Source organism: Pseudovibrio sp. Ad26 (assembly GCF_001623285.1).
In the GTDB taxonomy this organism is placed as follows: Bacteria; Pseudomonadota; Alphaproteobacteria; order Rhizobiales; family Stappiaceae; genus Pseudovibrio; species Pseudovibrio ascidiaceicola.
Window position 1 is genome coordinate 157,216 of sequence record NZ_LMCE01000008.1, and the last position, 16,515, is coordinate 173,730.

The window sequence follows — 16,515 nt, forward strand, 5'->3', positions numbered from 1 at the left end:
CTCTCGTTTAAATAAAAACCCACGGTAAGGCACCGTAAAAAACCAAAGAAGAGGGCCTTTGATAATGCCCAGCAAAAAAGCACCAAACCCTATCGATATTCATGTCGGCAGCCGTGTACGTTTGCGCCGCATGATGCTTGGCATGAGTCAGGAAAAACTTGGCGAAAGCCTTGGTATTACATTTCAGCAAATTCAGAAGTATGAAAAAGGGACCAACCGGATTGGTGCAAGCCGCTTGCAGCACATTGCTACCATTCTGAAAGTGCCTGTCGCCTTTTTCTTCGAAGATGCTCCAGGAACCCCGGATGAGACGCCTGGCGTTGGTGATAACCCACAAACCACGTACGTCGTCGACTTTTTGTCATCTTCTGATGGTTTGGCTCTCAATAAGGCTTTCGTTCGCATAGAAAACCCGAAAGTTCGCAAAAAGGTTGTAGAGCTCGTCAAGAGTCTTGCTGGGGATGAAGATTAAGTTTGTGATCCGTAAAATTTCGCAATTCTCCGGCAATTTTGATCTAAATCTCTTGACGTAATCGACATTCCTTGTTTGATGTAACACCAGAAGCGACGGATATGCCGTCGCTTCAATTATATTTTTCTTCCCAGAAGGACGTTTGCCAATGGCTCGTCAGAACTACGTGTTCACGTCGGAATCGGTTTCAGAAGGCCATCCCGACAAAGTCTGCGATCGCGTTTCAGACACGATTGTAGACGCATTTCTCAAGGAAATGCCAGAAGCCCGTGTAGCGTGTGAAACGCTTGCAACAACAAATAAGCTTGTTATTGCAGGTGAGACCCGCGGTCCGGCCTCTCTCACAAAAGAATATTTGGCTCACATTGCCCGCCTTGCTGTAAAGGATATCGGGTATGAGCAAGCCGGCTTTAATTGGAAAGACCTGGATGTTCAGGTTCTTTTGCATGGCCAGTCCGCTGATATTGCTCAGGGCGTAGACGCTGCTGACAATAAGGACGAAGGCGCCGGCGATCAGGGCATTATGTTTGGTTACGCATGTCGCGAAACTGAAGAGCTGATGCCTGCTCCAATCTTATACTCCCATAAGATCCTGCGTTTGCTGGCAGATGCTCGCAAATCTGGCAACGAGCCGATGCTCGGCCCAGATGCGAAGAGCCAGGTTTCCATTCGCTATGAGGATGGTAAGCCGGTAGAGGCAACATCGATCGTGCTGTCCACTCAGCATCTGGATGAAACCATGACCTCTGACGATGTGCGTGCTGTTGTCGAACCGTACATCCGCGCAGCACTGCCGGGTGACTGGGTGACCAGCAACACCATCTGGCACATCAACCCAACCGGCAAGTTCGTGATCGGTGGTCCTGATGGCGACTGTGGTCTCACAGGTCGTAAGATCATCGTGGATACATACGGCGGCGCAGCTCCACACGGTGGCGGTGCGTTCTCGGGTAAAGATCCAACCAAGGTTGATCGCTCTGCTGCATATGCTGCTCGCTATCTCGCGAAAAACGTTGTGGCCGCTGATTTAGCAGACAAGTGCACCATTCAGCTGGCTTATGCGATTGGTATCGCTGAACCGCAATCTGTCTTCGTCAACCTGCATGGTACGGGCCGTGTTGAAGGCGAGCGCGTTGAAGCTGCAATCCGTGAAGTCATGAGCTTGACCCCGCGCGGCATTCGCGAGCACCTCAATTTGAACAAGCCAATCTACGCACGTACAGCAGCCTACGGCCACTTTGGCCGCGAAGCTGAAGGTGATGGTGGTTTCTCTTGGGAGAAAATCGACCTTGTCCATAACCTACGTGATGCTGTAGAGAGAGCCTACGCTTAACCTCTAACGCTAGAGAATGAACAGCTGGCCGGGGCAACCTCTGGCCAGCTTGTGTTTATGAGAACGATGGTAGATCACTACAAAGGCTCTTTTTTCGGCCGCCGCGTCGGAAAACCAGCAAGTCCGCGACAATCGCAGTTGCTTCAGGATGTTATGCCACAAGTGGCGTTGGACCTGACACAAACACCTCCAGAAAATCTGGCAGAGTTATTCCCCGTCCCAGTAAAGAGCGTATGTCTTGAAATTGGCTTTGGGGGATCTGAGCACCTAATTCATCGCGCCAGAGAAAACCCTGAAATCGGATTTATCGGGTGTGAGCCGTTTAGCTCTGGCATTATCAAGGCTGTCTCCAGCATTGAAGAACATGGTCTCAAGAATATCCGCTTGTATGATGATGACGCGGGTAAGTTGCTCGACTGGCTTCCGGCTGCATCATTGGATATGGCTTATCAGCTTTACCCAGATCCATGGCCAAAGAAGAAGCACTGGAAGCGTCGCTTTGTGAACCAGATCAATCTGACGCGCATTGCACGTGCTCTAAAGCCGGGCTGTGAATATCGATTTGCCAGCGATATCGACACCTATGTGGATTGGACGCTGTCCCATTGTCGCAGGCATCCGGCTTTTGAGTGGGGTGCCGAATGTGCTTCTGACTGGCGTACACCATGGAGTAATTGGCCAGGTACGCGGTACGAACGCAAGGCGCACCGTGAAGGTAGAATTGGCCGTTACCTGACATTTTTACGGGTTCAAGAGACGAAAACCTAAAGGGGACTCGCTTTTGTCTGCGCTCATCTTTGATTTTCTGTTGCATACAGTGGTCAAATGACTATATTGCAGAGCAAGAGTTCTCTATCGGCTCAGTTAAGAGCATTGAGGAGTGGGCCCCGAAAGGACCCGCTCTTTTTTATTAGCTAAGTCGGTAGTGATGCCTGACTGTCGAAATTCAGGTATCCGAAATAACTGCCAAAGACACTAAGCATGTCTTTGCATTAAGACGATAGGTACCAAGTGGACGAAACCGATCCCCGGATTATAAAGGAAAAGGGCCTAGAAGCCCGCGTAGCTGAAATTGTCGAGCCGGTCGTTGCTGATCTGGGCTATCGGCTGGTGCGCATCCGTGTAAACGGAAACAATGGCTGCACCCTTCAAATCATGGCAGAGCGCCCGGATGGGACGATGGCTGTTGAAGATTGTGAAGAAATCAGCCACGCAGTTTCCCCGGCGCTGGATGTGGACGATCCAATCTCTGGTGCCTACCATCTCGAAATTTCATCTCCAGGTATTGACCGCCCACTCGTTCGCGCAGGCGATTTCGAGCGCTGGGTCGGACATGTTGCGAAAATCGAAATGTCTGTGCCGCAAGCTGGGCGTAAGAGATATCGTGGACACATCATCGGTGTGGAAGATGGATGCGCGCTTATCAGAATGACCGATGTACAGGAAGGTCAGGATGAGGCAGCTCGTCTTCCGTTGGATGAGATTGGGTCAGCCGTATTGGTTTTGACTGATGAACTGGTCGATGCGGCATTGAAAGCCGATAAAGCCGCAAAAGCAGCCCGTGGGGAGCCTACGGACGACGACAGTTACCTCAATCACTGATTAGCTGTTCTTGTTGCGCAATGGGTTATGGGCGGTTCCGGTTTTAAAGAGCCACCCTTTTGTTTTGATGTTCCTGCTGGTGTGAAGGAAGGCAGGGCGTGGAAGGAGTTGACGAGGAATGGCTATCAGCGCAAACCGTTTGGAGCTGCTGCAGATCGCTGAAGCGGTCGCCCGCGAAAAGTCGATCGACCGTAGCATTGTGATTGCTGCTCTTGAGGATGCAATCCAAAAAGCCGCTCGCTCCCGTTATGGCACCGAGACTGAAGTTCGTGCCGAGATTAATCCGAAAACCGGTGAAATCCGTCTTCAGCGTTTGCTGCAGGTTGTTGAGGTTGTCGAGAACATTTCGACTGAAATTGCTCTGGTTGATGCGCAGGAGCGCAACCCGGATGCAACAGTCGGCGATTTCATGGCAGATCCATTGCCACCGCTCGACTTCGGACGTATCGCTGCTCAGTCCGCTAAGCAGGTCATCGTTCAGAAGGTACGCGAAGCTGAGCGTGATCAGCAGTACGATGAGTTTAAAGACCGTATTGGTGAAGTGCTCAATGCTGTTGTGAAGCGCGTTGAATATGGCAACGTTGTTGTCGACACCGGTAAGGGTGAAGCAATCGTTCGTCGTGATGAATTGATCCCGCGCGAAATCTTCCGCAATGGTGACCGTATTCGTGCGCTGATCTTTGATGTGCGCCGCGAACAGCGTGGTCCACAGGTCTTCCTGTCTCGTACACACCCTCAGTTCATGGCAAAACTGTTCGCGCAGGAAGTGCCAGAAATCTATGATGGCGTTATCGAGATCAAAGCTGTTGCTCGTGATCCAGGCTCCCGCGCTAAGATTGCAGTCCTGTCTAATGATAGTTCCATTGATCCGGTTGGTGCGTGTGTTGGTATGCGTGGTTCCCGTGTTCAGGCTGTTGTTGGTGAGCTTCAGGGTGAGAAAATCGACATCATTCCTTGGAATGATGATGCGGCAACCTTCATCGTAAATGCGCTTCAGCCTGCTGAAGTTGCTAAGGTTGTTCTCGATGAAGATTCCGAGCGTATCGAAGTTGTTGTTCCTAACGATCAGCTGTCTCTGGCAATTGGTCGCCGTGGTCAGAACGTACGCCTTGCTTCTCAGCTCACAGGCTGGGGCATCGACATCATGACGGAAGCGGAAGAGTCCGAGCGTCGCCAGAAAGAATTCCAGGTTCGTTCCGATCTCTTCCAGAACACCTTGAATGTTGACGAGATGGTTTCTCAGCTTCTCGCATCAGAAGGCTTTACTTCTGTAGAAGAAGTCGCGTACGTTGACCTCGACGAAATCTCGTCCATTGAAGGCTTCGACGAAGAAACAGCCGACGAAATCCAAGCTCGTGCACGTGAGTACCTGGAAGAGCAGGAAGCAAAACTCGCAGAAGAGCGTCGTCAGCTTGGTGTTTCCGATGAGCTGGTTCAGGTCCCAGGTCTTACATCCGCAATGCTTGTTGCATTGGGTAAAGACGAAATCAAAACCATGGAAGACCTCGCAGGCTGTGCAGCTGACGACCTTGTTGGCTGGACGGAACGCAAGGATAAAGAAACCATTCGCGTGGAAGGTACTCTGAGCAGTTTCGATCTGTCTCGTGCTGATGCGGAAGCTGTCGTGATGTCAGCACGTGTTGCTGCTGGATGGATCTCTGCGGAAGACCTTGTGGAAGTCTCTGAAGAAGAGCTGGAAGTCGAAGAAGAAGACTTCGAAGGCGAAACATTTGAAGAGACTGTGGTTGACGCCGACGAGGAATTGGCGCAAGAGAGCGGTGCAGAAGACGCAAAAGGCGAGCAGTCCTCTGAATAATCTGTAGCCGCTTGACTGCAGAAAAAAGTTTTATACGGGGGTGTGTTGAAGTTGCAGCATAAGGCTGCGGGTTTCTACATCCCCGTAACTGAATGAAAAATAACAACAATAGTAGGGTTGGGAATACGAAGTGCCGAGAAAAAATGAGCCGACAGAACGTACCTGCGCGGTAACGCGTGAAGTTCTACCGGTGACAGACCTTCTCAGATTCGTTATGGCTCCTGACAAAACTGTTGTAGTTGATGTGAAAGGCACCCTCCCGGGACGTGGGGTTTGGGTGTCGGCAAAGAAGTCTGTTTTGCAGGAAGCGATAAAAAGGCGCGCTTTCTCGAGAGGCTTTAAGGAGCAGGTAAACGCTGAAGACGGTTTGGCCGACCACACCGACAAACTGCTGGAGCAGGCAGCTCTGGGCGCACTGTCCATGAGCCGAAAAGCTGGCAACCTACATGTTGGTTTTTCGAAAGTCGAGGCAGCTCTCAAAAAGGAGAGTGTTCTTGCTCTGGTGCACGCCACTGAAGCCTCTGAAGATGGTGTGCGTAAGTTGGCGGCCCTAGCCGCTTCTAGATTTGGCAAGGTGGATCGTCTCAGCGTGATCCGCCTGTTTACCTCGGAACAGATGAGTACGCATCTGGATCGGGATAACGTTATACATGCTGTACTGCTGGCCGGCGAGGCAGGCAGAAACTTCGTGAAGCACGCGCAACGCCTTGCGCAATTCCGGGAAGTTTCTGTCATGGCTGACGACGACGGTACAAAGGGTGCAGTGGCGCAGGACTGAAGGCAATATGAGCGATACCAAAGACAACCACGACAATCCCACCGGCGGGGAAAAGAAAACGCTGGGCCTCAAACGCGGAGGCAGTGTTGAGAAGGGCACTGTTAAGCAGAGCTTCTCCCACGGCCGCTCCAAGGCAGTCGTCGTGGAAAAGAAGAAGCGCCGTGTAGTTGTGCCGGGCCAGGAAGGCTCCGCGGCACCTGCACCTGCTGCAGCTTCCTCTTCAACTCCTGCAGCCTCCCAGTCACGCCCGGAAAAGCGTCAGGGACAGCAGCAAGAGCGCGGTCCTCAGCAAGCTCGCCGTGGTGCGGGTGATGCTCAGAAGCGCGGTGAAGGCGGCGGTCGCGGTGGCAACCGTAACAATAATAACAGCCAACGTGGCGGTCAGCGTCGCGGTGGCGGCGGCGGTCAGGGCGGTGGTGCCGTTCTGAAAACCTTGACTAAGGGCGAAGCAGACGCACGTCTCGCAGCGCTTAAAATGGCTAAGGTTCGCGAAGTCGAAGATGCCAAACGCCGCGCTGAGGAAGCGAAGCGTCAGGAAATCTTGGCTGCACAGCGCGCTGTAGAAGCAGAAAAACAACGTGTAGAAGACGAAGCTCGCGCTAAGCGCGAAGCTGAAGAAGCTGCTGTACGTGCTAAGGCCGAAGCTGAAGCGAAAGCAAAGCGTGAAGCTGAGGCGGCTGCAAAAGCTGCTGAAGCTCCAAAACCTGCACAGCGCGAAGAGCGTCCGGCACGTTCCGGTGATCGTCCTCAGCGCAGTGGTGACCGTGGTCCTCGTCCAGGTGGTGACCGTGGTCCTCGTCCGGCAGGTGATCGTGGCCCTCGTCCGGCAGGTGACCGTGGTCCTCGTCCAGGTGGTGACCGTGGTCCTCGTCCGGCAGGTGACCGTGGTCCACGCCCAGCAGGTGATCGTGGTCCTCGTCCAGGTGGTGATCGTGGTGGTCGTCCACCAATGCGTGATGGCAAGCCGCCAAACCTGAATGGCCCTCGTCCAGGTGGCGGGCGTCCAGGTGGAATTTCTGCAGCTCCGGCAGAAAGTATGGAAACTGGTAAGGAAGTGAGCAAAAAGGCTCTAAAGCCTGCGCTACGTCCTAAAAAGCCTGTTGTGGCTGCTAAGCCAACACCTAAAGGCAACGATGACCGCCGTAAGTCAAAACTAACGATTACCCGCGCCACTGGTGGTGATGAAAGTCGTAATCGTTCACTGGCATCCATGCGCCGTCGTCGTGAGAAAGAAAAACGTAAGGGTCAAAAGGTTGTTCGTGAGAAGGTAGCGCGTGAAGTTGTGCTTCCGGAAGTGATCACCATTCAGGACCTTGCTCAGCGTATGTCTGAACGTGCTGTTGACGTCATCAAACTGCTTATGAAGCAGGGTCAGATGATGAAAATCAACGACGTGATCGATGCTGATTCCGCTGAACTGATCGCCGCAGAGATGGGTCACACCGTAAAACGTGTGTCTGAAGCTGACGTTGAAGAAGGTCTCTTCACCGTTGAAGACAACGACACTGATCTGTCCAACCGTCCACCGGTTGTTACAATCATGGGTCACGTTGATCATGGTAAGACGTCCCTTCTCGATGCGCTCCGCAAGGAAAACGTTGCTTCCGGTGAAGCTGGCGGCATTACACAGCATATCGGTGCATATCAGGTCGAGCAGAATGGCCAGAAGGTCACCTTCATCGATACCCCTGGTCACGCAGCATTTACTCAGATGCGTGCTCGTGGTGCTAAGTCCACTGATGTTGTGATCCTCGTTGTTGCTGCTGATGATGGTGTGATGCCACAAACCAAAGAAGCTATTGTTCACGCAAAAGCTGCTGGCGTTCCGCTCATCATCGCGATCAACAAAATGGATAAGCCAGGCGCTGACCCTTCCCGCGTTCGCAACGACCTTCTTCGTGAAGATCTCGTTGTAGAAACCATGGGTGGTGACGTTATCGATGTTGAGGTCTCTGCTAAAGAAGGCACTAACCTTGATAAGCTGATCGAAATGATCCTGCTGCAGGCCGAGGTTCTTGAGCTGAAAGCTAACCCTAACCGTTCCGCTGAAGGTACCGTTATCGAAGCTAAGCTTGACGTAGGTCGCGGTCCAGTTGCTACTGTTCTGGTTCAGAAGGGTACACTCCGGGTTGGTGATGTTGTCATTGCTGGTTCCGAATGGGGTCGTGTTCGTGCGATGCTTGATGAGAATGGCAAGCCAGTTAAGGAAGCTGGTCCTTCCAAACCGGTTGAAGTTCTTGGCTTCCAGGCGACACCATCCGCTGGTGACATGGTTGCAGTTGTAGAAAACGAAGGCCGTGCTCGCGAGATTTCCGAATATCGTCACCGCCAGAAGCGCGACAAGATGGCGGCACGTATTGCTGGGTCTCGTGGCTCTCTGGAAGCGATGATGAAGGGCTTGCAGGAAGAAGGCAAAAAAGAATTCCCGCTCATCATAAAATCCGATGTGCAGGGTTCCGCCGAAGCAATCCAGGGTGCGCTTGAAGAACTTGGCAACGACGAAGTCGGCGCACGTGTTGTGGCAGCTTCCGTTGGTGGTATCACCGAGAGCGACATCACTCTGGCGATTGCGTCCAAAGCACCAATCATGGCGTTCAACGTTCGTGCAAACAAACAGGCTCAGGAAGCTGCACGTCGCGAAGGCGTCGAAATCCGCTACTACAGCGTGATTTACGACCTCATCGACGATGTGAAGTCCACTATGTCTGGCATGCTTGCTCCAGAACGTCGCGAAACCTTCCTCGGTTACGCAGACATCAAAGAAATCTTCAACATCACCAAAATTGGTCGTGTTGCAGGTTGTCTGGTCACCGAAGGTGTCGTTCAGCGTGGCGCACAGGTTCGCTTGCTGCGTGACAACGTCGTCATCCACGAAGGTGAGCTGGGTACACTTAAGCGCTTCAAAGACGAAGTCAAAGAAGTTGAATCCGGTGTTGAATGCGGCATGAACTTCACAAACTACAAGGATATGCGCGTCGGTGATGTCATCGAGTGCTTCCAGGTAGAAGAGATCGCTCGCTCCCTCTAACAGAGTGAAGAGCTAAACGAGCGAAATGAACATTCAGCAGCGCCGGCGCGGATTTATCCCCGTCGGCGCTCTGTTGTTCCAAACTCAAAGCAAATTGAGAGATAAAAATGGCAAAAGCACGCGATGAATTTGCAGGTCAGCCGTCTCAGCGCCAGTTGCGTGTAGGTGAGATTGTCCGCAAAGAACTGTCAGACATTCTGACACGTGGTCGGATCACCGATCCTGACCTAGATGGTGTTATTATCACGGTCCCGGAAGTACGCATGTCGCCTGATCTAAGATGGGCTGACGTTCTCGTCATGCCTATGGGTGGTCGCGATATTGACGTTGTCCTCGCTGCACTTAAACGCAACGCAAAATACCTTCGTGGACAAGTCGCTCGACGCGTCACGATGAAATACACTTGTGATCTACGTTTTGTAGCCGATACGCGTTTTGACGACGATGATCTAATCACTCGACTGCTGCATGAGCCTGGCATCCGCAAGGACTTTGCTGATGGCGGCATCGATGACGATGATGATCAAGGTGATAACCGCGACTAAGCTTTACAGAGCAGATTGCCAAAGAAGAAGTCGTGGGTTTCAGACCAGAGTACGCGCTCAGAAGCGCAACGCATGCAAAGAATTAAGAGCTGAGAAGTATGGCGCGCAAACAGCAGCGACGTAGACCCCGTTTCCCTGTAAACGGATGGCTTGTGTTGGATAAACCTCTAAACCTGACCTCCAATGATGCATTGGGGCAGTTGAAGAGGATTTTTCATCCTGAAAAAGTTGGACACGCAGGAACGCTTGATCCGCTTGCGACCGGCTGTCTGCCGATCGCCTTTGGGGAGGCCACCAAAACAGTTCCATACATCATGGATGGACGCAAGGTTTACCGCTTTGAGGTGACCTGGGGCACGCAAACCACCTCTGATGATGCTGAAGGCGAACCGGTCAAGACCTCCGACGTCCGTCCGACACAAGATGAGATCCTGGCGGTTCTGCCTGAGTTCCGTGGCGCCATTGAGCAGGTTCCGCCAATTTTCTCAGCAATCAAAGTTGACGGAAACCGCGCTTACGATCTTGCCCGGGAAGGCGAAGACGTAAAGCTGGATGCACGTACGATTGTGGTGCATCGCTTGGATCTGGTCGAGTGTCCAGATGAAAACCGTGCGGTTTTTGAAGCTGAATGCGGCAAGGGAACCTATGTTCGCTCACTGGCCCGTGACCTTGGTGAACGCCTTGGCACATGTGGCTATGTCACTGACTTGCGCCGGTTACTGGTAGGACCATTCGGTGAAGAACAGATGGTTACTCTGGATGAACTTCGTGCTGCTAAAGAAACTATGGCGGTAGAAGTTGAAGAAGGGGAAGAGCCACCTGTTCTCGACCCCCACGAAAATTCAGAACTGATCGGACACATCAAGCCAGTTGAAGTCGCACTCCATCAGTTTGCAGAGGTGCCAATCACCTCTGATGCTGCTGCGAAGGTAAAGCGTGGTAATCCTGTTTTACTACGTGGTGCGAATGCACCGATTGGGCCCGAGGAAATCTATGTGGTTTCTGGAGGCAAGCTGATTGCCTTTGGTGAAGTCTCAAAAGGTCAGTTCAAGCCAAAGCGAGTTTTCAATCTCTGAAGCCTTTCTGAAAGTGGAGCGCCACACGTGAATGTAAATCATCGCGGGGGACGATCGCTGAAAGGCAAACTGTTCTACTGGGATTTATGGCTGCAAGCCTCTCAAGATTCTTCTGGTTTTTTGAGAGTTTTTCAGTCATAGTCCCGCCGCTGGGAAGCTACTGCTTGCCCGGTTATTATGTGTTGGCCTGACCCTGCTAGACGACATCTTGGCACGGCCCGAGCTCAGCACATAGCTCTGTAAAAGAGCGCATGCCTTATGGGTATTTAATAAGAGGCAGTATGACTGCCATTAGATAAGGAAAAATCGATGTCGATTACGCCTGAAAAAAAAGCTGAACTGATCAAAGAATTTGCGATCAAAGAAGGTGACACTGGCTCTCCGGAAGTACAGGTTGCTATCCTTACGCACCGCATTACAGTTCTGACTGACCACTTCAAGGGTCATAAGAAAGACAACCACTCACGTCGTGGTCTTCTTAAAATGGTTGCACTTCGTCGTAAGCTCCTTGACTACGTTAAGGGTAAAGACGTTGCTCGTTACCAGTCCCTGATCGAGCGTCTGGGCATTCGTCGCTAAGACGAAGAATTCAAAGCGCGGCAGCGAAAGCTCGCCGCGTTTTCCTTACCCTCTCCTATTTCCAAGGTATTTCGGGAAATTGCGAGAGGTATATTCTGGATCAGATCGTTCTCTTCCAGAATGAACGCAGGCGAATGAAGACCTGGCAGGATTGCCAGAAGCTTACAGCGTATCTCCCAAAAGTGGAGACCGGTTTTTGGTCAAAGGTACGCACAATCAAACAAAAGCTTCTCGCTGTCTTGCCTGCAATCGTTCGACCTGAAAAGGCATCGCGCCCTTGGTACTCAAGGAGTTGGTGCGCGCATTGCCGGCAAATGACAGCCTCAAGTTTGATGACGACCATCAGGCACTGAGGCGAACGTTAGGATAAAGATATGTTTGATATACATCGCGTGGAAGTAGATTGGGGCGGACGTCCGCTCATCCTTGAAACCGGCAAGGTTGCCCGTCAGGCAGACGGCGCAGTCATCGCAACATACGGCGAGACAAAAGTTCTCGCGACAGTCGTGTCCGCGAAGACCGCAAAGCCAGGTCAGGATTTCTTCCCACTTACCGTAAATTATCAGGAAAAGGCATACGCTGCTGGCCGCATTCCAGGTGGCTTCTTCAAGCGCGAAGGCCGTCCTTCCGAGCACGAGACCCTGACATCCCGTCTGATTGACCGTCCGATCCGTCCGTTGTTCGTAGATGGTTACAAGAACGAAACTCAGGTTGTTCTTACTGTTCTGTCTCATGACCTCGAGAACGCTCCAGACATTCTGGCAATGGTTGGCGCATCCGCAGCACTCACCATCTCCGGCGTTCCATTCATGGGCCCAATCGGTGGCGCTCGTGTTGGTTACATCAACGGCGAATACGTTCTGAACCCAACAGTTGACCAGATGGAAGAAACCGATCTGGACCTGATTGTTGCAGGTACGAATGACGCTGTTCTGATGGTTGAGTCCGAAGCTCAGGAACTGACCGAAGAAGTAATGCTCGGCGCTGTGATGTTCGGTCACAAAGGCTTCCAGCCAGTGATCGACGCTATCATCCAGCTGGCTGAAAAAGCTGCTAAAGAGCCACGTGAACTGAACCTGCCAGATCATTCTGATCTGTTCGGAAAAGTTCAGGAACTGGCTGCTGAAGAGCTTGGCGCTGCTTACTCCATCACTGTGAAAACAGAGCGTAAAAACGCTGTTGATGCTGTGAAGGCGAAAGTTGTTGCAGCTCTTGTAACTGGTGAAGAAGGCGCTCCTGACGCGACTGTCATCTCTGACCTGTTCAAAAAGGCAGAAGCTGCAATCGTTCGTGGCCGTATCCTGGATACTGGTTCCCGTATCGATGGCCGTGACCTTTCCACTGTTCGCTCTATCGTTTCTGAAGTTGGCATGCTGCCACGTGCACACGGTTCTGCCCTGTTCACACGCGGTGAAACTCAGGCAATGGTTGTTGCAACATTGGGTACTGGTGAAGACGAGCAGTTCGTTGACAAGCTCGAAGGCACCACCAAGTCTGCATTCATGCTGCACTACAACTTCCCTCCATACTCTGTAGGTGAAGCTGGTCGCATGGGTTCCCCAGGACGTCGTGAAATCGGTCACGGTAAACTGGCATGGCGCGCTGTTAACCCAATGCTGCCTGCACACCATGATTTCCCATACACCCTGCGTGTTGTTTCCGAAATCACTGAGTCCAATGGTTCTTCCTCCATGGCTTCCGTTTGTGGTGCATCCCTGTCCCTGATGGACGCTGGTGTTCCTCTGAAGGCTCCTGTGGCTGGTATCGCAATGGGTCTCATCAAGGAAGGCGAGCGCTTCGCAGTTCTCTCCGATATCCTTGGCGACGAAGATCACCTCGGCGATATGGACTTTAAAGTTGCAGGTACTGCAAACGGCATCACTGCGCTGCAGATGGACATCAAGATCGACGGTATCACCGAAGAGATCATGACTGTTGCTCTGGAGCAGGCTAAAGGTGGTCGCGTTCACATCCTTGATGAGATGGCAAATGCAATCACCGAAGCTCGTTCTGAGCTGGGTGAGCATGCTCCACGCATCGAAGTGATCAAGATCCCAGTAGACAAGATCCGTGAAGTGATCGGTTCTGGCGGTAAAGTTATCCGCGAGATCGTTGAAAAGACCGGCGCGAAGGTGAACATCGAAGACGACGGCACCGTTAAGGTGGCTTCTTCTGACGGTAAAGCGATTAAAGCTGCTCTAAACTGGATCAACTCCATCGCTGCTGAGCCAGAAGTTGGCGTAATCTACGAAGGCACAGTCGTTAAGACTGTTGACTTCGGTGCATTCGTAAACTTCTTCGGCGCACGCGACGGTCTGGTTCACATCTCCCAGCTGGCTCCACGCAAAGTTGCGAAAGTAACTGACGTGATCAAAGAAGGCGACAAAGTCTTCGTTAAGCTGATGGGCTTTGATGAGCGCGGTAAAGTTCGCCTTTCCATGAAAGTTGTCGATCAGGAAACTGGTAAGGAAATTCCTCGCGAAGAAGCTGCACCAGCTCCTGCAAAAGACTAAGCTTTTCTAGCTAAGTTCAAAAAGGCCGGTCCAGAAATGGATCGGCCTTTTTTTCGTTTCAAGCTCGCTCCCTCAGCCCCTTAGAGGTCTGCGCTTTAAGTCGTGAGTGGCCTGCCAGAATATACAGCCCGCTCAATACGATAATCGCGGAGCCTACCAGTGTCATGGCGTCTGCGGTCTCATCAAAAATCAGGAAGCCAAGCAGGAGGCCGAAAAGCAATCGGGAATATCGGAAGGGGGTGACGACTGATACCAGCCCGGTGCGCATGGCGACAGTCAGCGAATAATAAGCGCCAATGCCGACAAGAGTGCCCGCAGCGATGACCAATCCGCTGAAGAGATCCGGCCAGACAAACCCGCCAGACCAGAATGAGTAAGCTGCACCAGTTGGGATAAGCACCGCAAAGCCGTAAACCCCAAGCTGCATGTTGGAAAGGGCAGGAGGAGCCGCTCGCGTTGCCAGATCACGACCAGCAAAGCCGATCATGCCGATGATGGCGAGGATTGAGGTCACCTGAAAGCTCTCTGAACTTGGTTGGATGATCATCAGCACGCCGATGAAACCGATCAGGATCGCAAGCCACCGCTGCCAGTTCACGCGCTCGCCAAACAACACGGCAGCGCCCAGAGTGACTGTAATTGGAGTGGCTTGAAGAATAGCAGAGGTGCTGGAAAGCGTGTTCAGTGCCAGTGACAGCAGGAAAAACAGCCGCCCCGTAATCTCAAAAATCGCACGCGTGTAAAGTGTTGCCTTCAACGCTTCCGGCGTAAAAGCCCGTTCACCGCGTCTCCAGGTCAACAGCAAAAAGCCGAATGTGCCGCCGATACCAAACAACATCAGTGTTTGCCCAACGGGCACTGAAGCCGTCGCCGTCTTAAGCAGCGTATCCTCAATGGCAAACCCCAGCATTGCAAGCACCATCCAGGCGCTGCCGCGAATATTATCCATAATAGTATCCCCTTGCGGGAGCAGCTGCCAGGGTCTCGGAAACGCGTGAAAACGCAACCCTGCTGCATTTTTAAGTTCTGTAAAGATGAGAGCGCATTCTCGAAAACAGATCTTGGTTTTCGAGCAGGAGTACGCGTTAAAACAAAGATTTAGAGTCTGATGCGTGCATGGTGTGAACACACCGTACTCTGAGTAAGCTATCCGCTATCTTAGCGCAAGAATATGAGCTCCACGCGGGTTTCTATTCAGGTGGACTTGAGAATTCCTCATAGCTGGAGCAGTTTTAGCACCGCGCAGCTTTGCCGGCGGTGTTGAGTTGAACCCCGAAAGTTCGGGAGTGAGCAAGGCGAGCAGGCAGTGCCTGCGCATTGTAAGTAAATTAGTTTCTTCGGCATTGGCTGCTCGCCTTGCCCGGGCGTTTTTGTATGAAACAAGATCTCCTCCGAAAGGCATTGGGAGCAGGCACCATCAGCAACAAGCACGCCGGCCAGAGGCAAATGTGAGTGTAGGTGATAGCTAAACGCCTGCCAGTGTAGACGCCCATCGGGTGACCAGCTTCCGCTTGGTCCCTGCACTAAAGACTTTCAAGGGGTGTTTCAACGAACCCGCCGGGTGATGCGTTACTTCATCCGGTAGCCCCGCCCAGCCCACGCCGCACTGATGGACGGTCCATCAGCTGCCCGAATACGTGAGCACAAAACTGAGAATAAGCGTGGTTGAGGGCAGGGGGATAAGTTTTTTCAGATTTTTACGCACGTCAGGCTGTCTGCGAACATGCATAAAACGAGAACCACCTTCGCGAGACAGAGCAAACTCAAGGACACCAACTGCCATATGAGTTTGAAACTCTTTAGTGCGCCTGCTATACCCCTCCACACTATAATTTGAGGGGCTTTCGTAGACTTGGGGGACGTGATGAGTGACATGCGACTGGTTGTTGTAGGCGCAGCAGGCCGAATGGGGCGTGCACTGGTACGCACAGTGACCGAAATGGACGGAGTTGTGGTGTCAGCCGCGATCGAGCGCAAACACTCCCAGTTTCTGGGCACAGATGCTGGCGAACTCGCAGAATGCGGTAAACTCGGGGTTGCAATCACCGATGATCTTGAGGCTGCATTTGCTGATGCTGATGGCGTGCTGGACTTCACCGTGCCAGAGGCAACGGTTGAATTTGCAGAAGCTGCAGCGCGTCATTCTATTGCGCACATTATCGGCACAACGGGAATGACGTCTGCCCAATCTACCGAGCTTGCTCACGCCGCGACATCAGCCCGCATTGTAAAATCAGGCAATATGAGCCTAGGTGTTAACCTGCTCGCATGCCTCATTAAAAAGGCCGCTGCAGCTCTGGATGAAGATTTCGATATCGAAGTCCTGGAAATGCATCATCGGCATAAAGTTGATGCCCCATCAGGAACAGCATTGCTGTTGGGTGAGGCAGCAGCTGAAGGCCGGGGGATTGATCTTGAAACCCATAGTGTTCGCACACGAGACGGCATTACGGGTGCACGGAAAAGAGGCGACATCGGCTTTGCAACATTGCGAGGTGGATCTGTCGTAGGTGAACATACGGTGATGTTTGCGAGCGAGGGAGAGCGTATAGATCTCTCACATATCGCAACGGATAGACAACTGTTTGCTCGCGGTGCCGTGAAAGCAGCCCTCTGGGCACACAATCAGCAACCGGGCCTGTACTCAATGGCTGATGTTCTCGGCCTGAATGATGAGTGACACACAATGCATGCTTGCTAGAGCGTGTTCTGTTTGATTGGGTCCAATCAAATGACAAGACTTCGCTCCAACAAAGATGTTGGAGCGCGATGC

At 52.3% G+C, this 16,515-nt stretch carries 13 protein-coding genes; 12 read left to right on the forward strand and 1 reads right to left on the reverse strand.

Annotation, left to right across the window (positions count from 1 at the left end):
• Window positions 1-61: 61 nt before the first annotated feature.
• The 11 genes from PsAD26_RS02275 (at window position 62) to pnp (ending at window position 13,742) form a co-directional block, all read left to right on the forward strand.
• Window positions 62-472 carry a helix-turn-helix domain-containing protein gene (locus PsAD26_RS02275; protein WP_057463247.1) on the forward strand — a complete coding sequence of 137 codons (411 nt, stop codon included), beginning with the start codon at window positions 62-64 and terminating at the stop codon, window positions 470-472.
• Window positions 473-620: 148 nt separating this feature from the next.
• Window positions 621-1,805 (forward strand): methionine adenosyltransferase, encoded by a 1,185-nt coding sequence (metK, locus tag PsAD26_RS02280; protein WP_063309101.1) that lies wholly within the window; start codon window positions 621-623, stop codon window positions 1,803-1,805.
• A gap of 66 nt (window positions 1,806-1,871) precedes the next feature.
• A complete protein-coding gene (gene trmB, locus PsAD26_RS02285) occupies window positions 1,872-2,573 on the forward strand; it encodes a tRNA (guanosine(46)-N7)-methyltransferase TrmB (RefSeq protein ID WP_063309102.1) in 702 nt (233 codons plus the stop codon).
• 243 nt (window positions 2,574-2,816) lie between these two features.
• Window positions 2,817-3,407, forward strand: a complete 591-nt coding sequence (gene rimP, locus PsAD26_RS02290) for a ribosome maturation factor RimP (RefSeq protein WP_063294306.1) — start codon at window positions 2,817-2,819, stop codon at window positions 3,405-3,407.
• A gap of 118 nt (window positions 3,408-3,525) precedes the next feature.
• A complete protein-coding gene (gene nusA / locus PsAD26_RS02295; RefSeq protein ID WP_063309103.1) occupies window positions 3,526-5,223 on the forward strand; it encodes a transcription termination factor NusA in 1,698 nt (565 codons plus the stop codon).
• A gap of 130 nt (window positions 5,224-5,353) precedes the next feature.
• Window positions 5,354-6,001 carry an RNA-binding protein gene (locus tag PsAD26_RS02300; RefSeq protein ID WP_084403542.1) on the forward strand — a complete coding sequence of 216 codons (648 nt, stop codon included), beginning with the start codon at window positions 5,354-5,356 and terminating at the stop codon, window positions 5,999-6,001.
• 7 nt (window positions 6,002-6,008) lie between these two features.
• The gene (gene infB, locus PsAD26_RS02305) at window positions 6,009-9,029 is read left to right on the forward strand and encodes a translation initiation factor IF-2 (RefSeq protein ID WP_063309105.1); all 3,021 of its coding nucleotides are present in this window, start codon (window positions 6,009-6,011) and stop codon (window positions 9,027-9,029) included.
• A 107-nt stretch (window positions 9,030-9,136) separates the two neighbouring features.
• Window positions 9,137-9,574 (forward strand): 30S ribosome-binding factor RbfA, encoded by a 438-nt coding sequence (gene rbfA / locus PsAD26_RS02310; RefSeq protein WP_063309106.1) that lies wholly within the window; start codon window positions 9,137-9,139, stop codon window positions 9,572-9,574.
• Between the two features lie 98 nt (window positions 9,575-9,672).
• Window positions 9,673-10,650 (forward strand): tRNA pseudouridine(55) synthase TruB, encoded by a 978-nt coding sequence (gene truB, locus PsAD26_RS02315; RefSeq protein WP_063309107.1) that lies wholly within the window; start codon window positions 9,673-9,675, stop codon window positions 10,648-10,650.
• A 309-nt stretch (window positions 10,651-10,959) separates the two neighbouring features.
• Complete coding sequence (gene rpsO, locus PsAD26_RS02320) at window positions 10,960-11,229, forward strand: 30S ribosomal protein S15 (protein ID WP_057463067.1); 270 nt, start codon at window positions 10,960-10,962, stop codon at window positions 11,227-11,229.
• A gap of 374 nt (window positions 11,230-11,603) precedes the next feature.
• Window positions 11,604-13,742, forward strand: a complete 2,139-nt coding sequence (pnp, locus tag PsAD26_RS02325) for a polyribonucleotide nucleotidyltransferase (RefSeq protein WP_063309108.1) — start codon at window positions 11,604-11,606, stop codon at window positions 13,740-13,742.
• Between the two features lie 58 nt (window positions 13,743-13,800).
• On the opposite strand, the gene PsAD26_RS02330 is transcribed toward pnp, so the two are convergent.
• Window positions 13,801-14,691: a DMT family transporter gene (locus PsAD26_RS02330; RefSeq protein ID WP_063309109.1), complete on the reverse strand. Its 891-nt coding sequence runs from the start codon at window positions 14,689-14,691 to the stop codon at window positions 13,801-13,803.
• 915 nt (window positions 14,692-15,606) lie between these two features.
• On the opposite strand from PsAD26_RS02330, the gene dapB reads away from it, so the two are divergent.
• Window positions 15,607-16,422 carry a 4-hydroxy-tetrahydrodipicolinate reductase gene (gene dapB / locus PsAD26_RS02335; RefSeq protein WP_063309110.1) on the forward strand — a complete coding sequence of 272 codons (816 nt, stop codon included), beginning with the start codon at window positions 15,607-15,609 and terminating at the stop codon, window positions 16,420-16,422.
• Window positions 16,423-16,515: the final 93 nt, after the last annotated feature.

What these genes read in the sequence shown, in the direction of transcription:
- trmB (WP_063309102.1), top strand. Translation starts at nt 1,872, where the DNA reads ATGGTAGATCACTACAAAGGCTCTTTTTTCGGCCGCCGCGTCGGAAAA.
- rbfA (WP_063309106.1), top strand. Translation starts at nt 9,137, where the DNA reads ATGGCAAAAGCACGCGATGAATTTGCAGGTCAGCCGTCTCAGCGCCAG.
- PsAD26_RS02330 (WP_063309109.1), bottom strand. Translation starts at nt 14,691, where the DNA reads ATGGATAATATTCGCGGCAGCGCCTGGATGGTGCTTGCAATGCTGGGG.
- metK (WP_063309101.1), top strand. Translation starts at nt 621, where the DNA reads ATGGCTCGTCAGAACTACGTGTTCACGTCGGAATCGGTTTCAGAAGGC.
- infB (WP_063309105.1), top strand. Translation starts at nt 6,009, where the DNA reads ATGAGCGATACCAAAGACAACCACGACAATCCCACCGGCGGGGAAAAG.
- dapB (WP_063309110.1), top strand. Translation starts at nt 15,607, where the DNA reads ATGAGTGACATGCGACTGGTTGTTGTAGGCGCAGCAGGCCGAATGGGG.
- pnp (WP_063309108.1), top strand. Translation starts at nt 11,604, where the DNA reads ATGTTTGATATACATCGCGTGGAAGTAGATTGGGGCGGACGTCCGCTC.
- truB (WP_063309107.1), top strand. Translation starts at nt 9,673, where the DNA reads ATGGCGCGCAAACAGCAGCGACGTAGACCCCGTTTCCCTGTAAACGGA.
- nusA (WP_063309103.1), top strand. Translation starts at nt 3,526, where the DNA reads ATGGCTATCAGCGCAAACCGTTTGGAGCTGCTGCAGATCGCTGAAGCG.
- rpsO (WP_057463067.1), top strand. Translation starts at nt 10,960, where the DNA reads ATGTCGATTACGCCTGAAAAAAAAGCTGAACTGATCAAAGAATTTGCG.